General features: G+C 68.9%; 1 protein-coding gene. It reads left to right on the top strand.

Annotated features, from left to right (window positions below; genetic code table 11):
• Nucleotides 1-581: 581 nt before the first annotated feature.
• On the top strand, nucleotides 582-6,167 hold the full coding sequence (locus AB0F77_RS42820; protein WP_361960174.1) for a GH92 family glycosyl hydrolase: 5,586 nt from the start codon (nucleotides 582-584) through the stop codon (nucleotides 6,165-6,167).
• The last annotated feature ends 135 nt before the right edge of the window (nucleotides 6,168-6,302 follow it).

Here is a 6,302-nt window from a genome sequence, read left to right as displayed (position 1 = left end):
ATAAACACCAAACTTTTTTCCCAACCCCCTGGTTTTCGTTTTTTGGCGGCCCCGCGGGGGGGGGCCCGGGCGCGGGCCCCCCCCCCCCCCCACGGCCCTGCGGGCTGCCGCGGGCCGAACCCGCCCACCCACGTTGCCGAAGGCACCCGAGGGTGCCCGAGGGTGCCCGACGATGCCGGAAAAATGGCTGTGTGATCACTCTTGACAACGTTGTCCGCTGGGATCAGGCTAACGACGATCTCCGGCTGGGTGCGCCCTTCCACGAGTTCACCATCCCCTCATGGGAGCGTCGCATGGTTCAAGGGCCCAGGTCCCAACTCACGGCAGCGGTCATGACGGTTGCCGTCGGCTTACGGCAACCCGCCCGCCGCCGCTCCGTGCTGACCCGCCGTGGGAGCCGAACCGCTCCCTGAGCGCCGTTCCGGGCTCCGCACGCGACAAGCCCCGGGTGCCCGTGAGGCGCACTCGTGGTCCATCGCAGTCGATCAACCGCGGCAACCAGGTCCTTCACCCGCGTTCGACATTCTCGACCCCTTTCAAAGAAAGGTACTTTTGTGCCATATCGCCTTTCTGTTCATCTTTTGTCGCTCCGAAGATGGGTCGGCGCGGCCATAGCCCTGTCGCTGCCGTTGGGCGTCCTCGTCGCCGCACCCGTGGCGAGCGCCGCGGGTGCGGCGCCCGGCAGCTTCAGCTCCTCCTTCGAGTCGGCCGACCCGCACCCCGCGACGAGCACCGTCGAGGTCGACGCGGACGGCAAGCCGGTCCAGAAGAACCTGAGCGGATCGAGCCCGTCCGGACTGCCCGGCAGCCTGCTCGACCAGGTCGGCGCGGTGACCGCGAGCGCCGAGAACGCGCCGGGTGAGATCGCCGCGAACCTCAAGGACGGCAATCCGTCGACCAAGTGGCTGACGTTCGACAAGACCGGCTGGGTGGCCTACCAGCTGACCAAGCCCGCGGCGGTGGTGAAGTACTCGCTGACCTCCGCGAACGACGCGCCGGGCCGCGACCCCAAGGACTTCACCGTGCAGGGGTCCGACGACGGCAGCGCCTGGACCGACCTGGACCGGCGGACGGGGGTGACCTTCAGCGGGCGGTTCGCCACCAACACGTACAGCTTCACCAACACGACCGCCTACAGCTACTACCGGCTGAACGTCACCGCGAACTCCGGTGACTCGATCGTCCAGCTCGCCGACTGGAACATCAGCGACGGCTCGAACACATTGCCGCCGGCCACCCCGATGGTCAGTGTCGTCGGCACCGGCCCGGTGAGCGGCTACAACATGAAGCCGAGCGCCGGATTCACCGGTGTGGCTTCGCTGCGGTACTCGGGCGGCGCCCAGGCCGACGGTCGCGCGTACGCGAGCAACAAGCTGTTCGACGTCAACATCCCGGTCGGACCGAAGACCCGGCTGTCGTACAAGATCTTCCCCGAGTTCACCAGCAAGGACGCCCAGTACCCGTCCACCTACGCGGCCGTCGACCTGCACTTCACCGACGGCAGCTACCTGAGCGGGCTCTCGCCGGTCGACCAGCACGGCTACGCGCTGACGGCCGCCGGGCAGGGCGCGTCGAAGGTGCTCTACGCCGACCAGTGGAACGCGGTCCAGTCCGACATCGGGGCGGTCGCGAACGGCAAGACGATCGACCGTGTCCTGCTCTCCTACGACGATCCCAAGGCGACCGCCTCGACCCGTTTCCAGGGCTGGCTCGACGACGTCGCCGTGACGGGCACGCCGACACCGATCGACGGCGCCACCCTGACCAACTACGTCGACACCCGGCGGGGCACCAACGCGACGGGCTCGTTCTCGCGCGGCAACAACCTGCCGATCTCGGCGATGCCGAACGGCTTCAACTTCTTCACGCCGGTCACCAACGCCACGTCCAACTCCTGGGAGTACGACTACCAGCAGGGCAACAACGCGGCCAACCTGCCGACGCTCCAGGGACTCGCGATCTCGCACGAGCCCAGCCCGTGGATGGGCGACCGCGACCAGATGTCGGTCATGCCCGTGCCGGCCGGCGGATCGCTCACCGGCGCGCCCAACACGCGTGCGCTCGCCTTCAGCCACAACGACGAGATCGCGCGGCCGGACTTCTACCAGGTCACCCTGCAGAACGGCCTGACCGCGCAGATGTCGCCCACCGACCACGGTGGGATCATGCAGTTCACGTTCCCGTCGGGGAAGGCCACCGGAAGCCTCGTCTTCTTCAACGGCACGTTCACCATCGGTACGGACGGCACGTTCACCGGCTGGGTGGACAACGGCAGCGGTCTGTCCGCCGGTCGTAGCCGGATGTTCGTGTCCGGCACCTTCGACCGGGCGCCGACGGCGTCCTCCGCGACGTCCGCCACCTTCGACACCTCTGCGAACTCGCAGGTGACGATGCGTATCGCGACGTCGTTCATCTCGGTCGACCAGGCTCGCAAGAACCTCGACATGGAGGTCACCGGCAAGAGCTTCGACCAGATCCACGCCGCCGCCACCGCGGCGTGGAAGGACCGGCTCGGCCGCATCGAGGTGAAGGGCGCGACCGAGACGCAGAAGGTCACGCTGTACTCGAACCTCTACCGGCTCAACCTGTACCCGAACTCGCAGTCGGAGAACACCGGTACCGCCGCCGCGCCGCACTGGCAGTACGCCAGCCCGGTGTCCGCGCCGACCGGCACGTCGTCCGCCACGCAGACCGGCGCGAAGGTCGTCGACGGACAGATCTACGTCAACAACGGGTTCTGGGACACCTACCGCACGGTGTGGCCCGCGTACTCGATGCTGTACCCGGACGTCGCCGCCAAGATCGCCGACGGCTTCGTCCAGCAGTACCGTGACGGCGGATGGATAGCCCGCTGGTCGTCTCCCGGCTACGCCGACCTGATGACCGGCACCAGCGCGAACGTCGCACTGGCCGAGGCCTACCTCAACGGCGTCAAGATGCCCGACCCGCTGACCGCGTACAAGGCGGCGGTCAAGGACGCGACCGTCGCGTCCGGGCGCAGCGAGGTCGGCCGCAAGGGCATCGAGAGCTCGCTGTTCCTCGGCTACACGCCGACCTCCACCGGTGAGTCGGTGTCGTGGGCCCTGGAAGGCTTCATCAACGACTACGGCATCGGGAACATGGGCGCGGCCCTGGCCAAGGACCCGGCCACACCGAAGTCGGAGCGCAAGCAGCTCAAGGAGGAGTCGACGTACTTCCTCCAGCGTGCGCGCAACTACGTCAACCTCTTCGACACGAACACGAAGTTCTTCGAGGGGCGCGCCGCCAACGGCAAGTTCGCCGCGAGCGACCCGCTGGACTGGGGTGGCGCCTACACCGAGACGGACGGGTGGAACTTCGCGTTCACCGCGCAGCAGGACGGCAAGGGCCTGGCCAACCTCTACGGCGGGCAGAAGGAGCTGGAGAAGAAGCTCGACCAGTTCTTCGCCACCCCGGAGAAGGCCGACCACCCCGGCACCTACGGCGGCACGATCCACGAGATGCTCGAGGCGCAGGCGGTGCGCCTGGGCCAGCTCGGCATGAGCAACCAGCCGTCGCACCACATCCCGTACATGTACGACTACGCGGGCGCCCCGTCGAAGACGCAGGCTCTCGTGCGGGAGATCATGCAGCGCCTGTACGTGGGCGACGAGATCGGCCAGGGCTACCCGGGTGACGAGGACAACGGCGAGATGTCGTCGTGGTACATCCTCAGCTCGCTCGGCATCTACCCGCTCCAGGCGGGCTCGTCCAACTGGGCCATCGGTTCGCCGCAGTTCACCCAGATGACGGTCCACCGCAAGACCGGTGACATCGTCGTCAACGCGCCCGGCAACAGCACGAAGAACGTCTACGTGCAGGGCGTGAAGGTCAACGGGAAGTCGCAGCGCTCGGTGTCCATCGACTCGTCGGTGCTCGCCCACGGCGGCCGGATCGACTTCCAGATGGGCTCGCACCCGTCGTCCTGGGGCACCGGCAAGAACGACGCACCGCCGTCGCTGACCAAGGGCGACGACGTGCCCAAGCCGCTGCAGGACACCACGGGCCCCGGTCTCGGCACCGCGACCGCGACCGGTGGGCAGGACGCGTCGAAGCTGTTCGACGACACGTCGACCACGCAGATGACCTTCGCCACCGGCACTCCGCAGGTGAACTGGGCCTTCCGCAGCGGCAAGCAGACGCCGACGTACTACACCCTCACCTCCGGGGCGAGTGCGGGCGACCCGACGAACTGGAAGCTCCAGGGCTCCAACGACGGGATCACCTGGACCACCGTCGACTCCCGCAAGGACGAGGTCTTCCCGTCCCGCAACCAGACCCGGCCCTTCAAGATCGGTGAGCCGGGGAAGTTCGCGCAGTTCCGTCTGGTCGTGAGCAAGACCGTCGGCGCCGCGCAGACCAACCTCGCCGAGATCGAGTTGCTCGCCGGCGGCGATGTCCAACTCGGTGGCGGAGCCATCGCGGTCTTCGCGGCCAACAGTGTCCACGCGACCTCCGGCGCCGAGGTGTCGATGCCGCTGGGCACCGTCACCGGAGGCACCGCGAGCAGCTACCGGGCGACGATCGACTGGGGTGACGGCTCGGCCGCCACCGCGGGCACCCTCGCCCAGAGTTCCCGTGGCGTGTACGGCGTGACCGGCTCGCACACCTACGACAAGCCGGGTTACTACCAGGCCAAGGTCACGGTGGCCGACGGCACCGGCCAGGGCTCGGCGACCGTGGGTGTCGACGTCGGCTACGCGGCGCGTTCCAGCCTCACCGCGGCGTTCGACTCCGTGTGCATCGGGGACGAGGGCTCCGTCGCGGCGAACTGCGACAGCAAGTCGTGGGCGTACTCCCGTTCCGCCCTCCAGGCGGCCGGTGTGACCCAGGGCGAAGAGCACGAGGTGCCGGGTACGGCGCTGCGCTTCACGCTGCCGACGGTCTCGGCGGGCCAGCCGGACAACACGACCGGCAACGGCAGCACGATCGCGCTCAACCTGCCGGCCGACGCGAAGAGCATCTCGTTCATCGGCGTCGGGACGCAGGGCAACCAGAACACCACCGGCACGGCGACGTTCAGTGACGGCAGCACCGCCACCGTCCCGATCCAGATGAGCGACTGGACGCTGGGCGGCAACCCCAACGGCACGCCGTCCTTCGGTAACATCGTCGTCGCCAAGGCCGCGTACCGACTGCTCGGCACGAACCGGGACGGTGCCCAGCCGTTCCTGTTCGCCACCGCGCCGTACCAGATCCCGGCGGGCAAGACGCTGGTCTCGGTGACCCTGCCGACGCAGACCGGTGACCCGGGCTCGGCGGGCAGGATCCACGTGTTCGCCATCGCCCACGACGGCACGCCGGACGCCAAGTTGGTGACCACCGCCCCCAAGGACCAGACGGCCACCGCGGGGAAGGTGTTCTCGGCGGACCTCGGTTCGGTGAGCGGCGGCATCGCCGACTCGACGGGCTACCAGGCTCGCGTCCAGTGGGGTGACGGCACGGTTCCGGCCGACGCCACGGTCGACGCGTCCGGCAAGATCGGCGGACAGCACACGTACGCGCAGGAGGGCACGTACACGGTCCACGTCACCGCGTGGGACACCCTGTCGAGCAGCACCGAGACGTTCACCGTGACCGTGGGCAAGGCAGGTCTGCAGCCCTCGATCTCGGCGTCGGCGTCCGGCACCGCCGGTGACCCGATCACCGTCAAGGGCAGCGGCTTCGCGGCGGGCGAGCAGGTGACCGTCAAGCTCGGCACCAGCCCGGCGCAGACCCTGACGGTCGCGGCCTCGGCGACGGGCACGGTGCAGGCGACCGTGTCGGCGTCCGACGACGCGCGGCCCGGCCGGTACTCCATCACCGCCGCCGGCAAGTCCTCGCGGACTCCGGCGACGGCGACCGTCCGGGTGACCGAGGAGCGGGCGGCGTCGACGCACCGGCCGCAGGTGGCGCTGTCGGCCACCTCGGGACCGCGCGGTACGGCGATCACCGTCAACGGTTCCGGGTTCGCCCCGAACGAGGCGGTCACCATCCGGTTCGGCAACGGACTCGCCTCCATCACCGTGCACGCGAATGGTGACGGCGTCGTCTCCGGCGCGACCATCAGCGTTCCGGGGAAGGCGAAGCGGGGTTCGACGAGCGTCACGCTGACCGGCGCCGATTCGAAGGCCCATGTCCGACTGCCCTTCACGGTCAGCCGGAACTGAGCCGGGACTGGCGAAGCCGCACAAGGTAAGTCAAGCCGCCGGTGGGCGGGGCCGTGATCACGGCCCCGCCCCCCGGCCGCGGTTTTTGGCCGGGGGGGGCCCCCCGACCAGGGGGTTATCCCCGCGGAACCCATT

The organism is Streptomyces sp. NPDC026672 (assembly GCF_040638185.1).
GTDB lineage: Bacteria > Actinomycetota > Actinomycetes > Streptomycetales > Streptomycetaceae > Streptomyces.
Note: the sequence above shows the minus strand (reverse complement) of the source record. Positions and strands in the feature narration are given on the sequence as shown.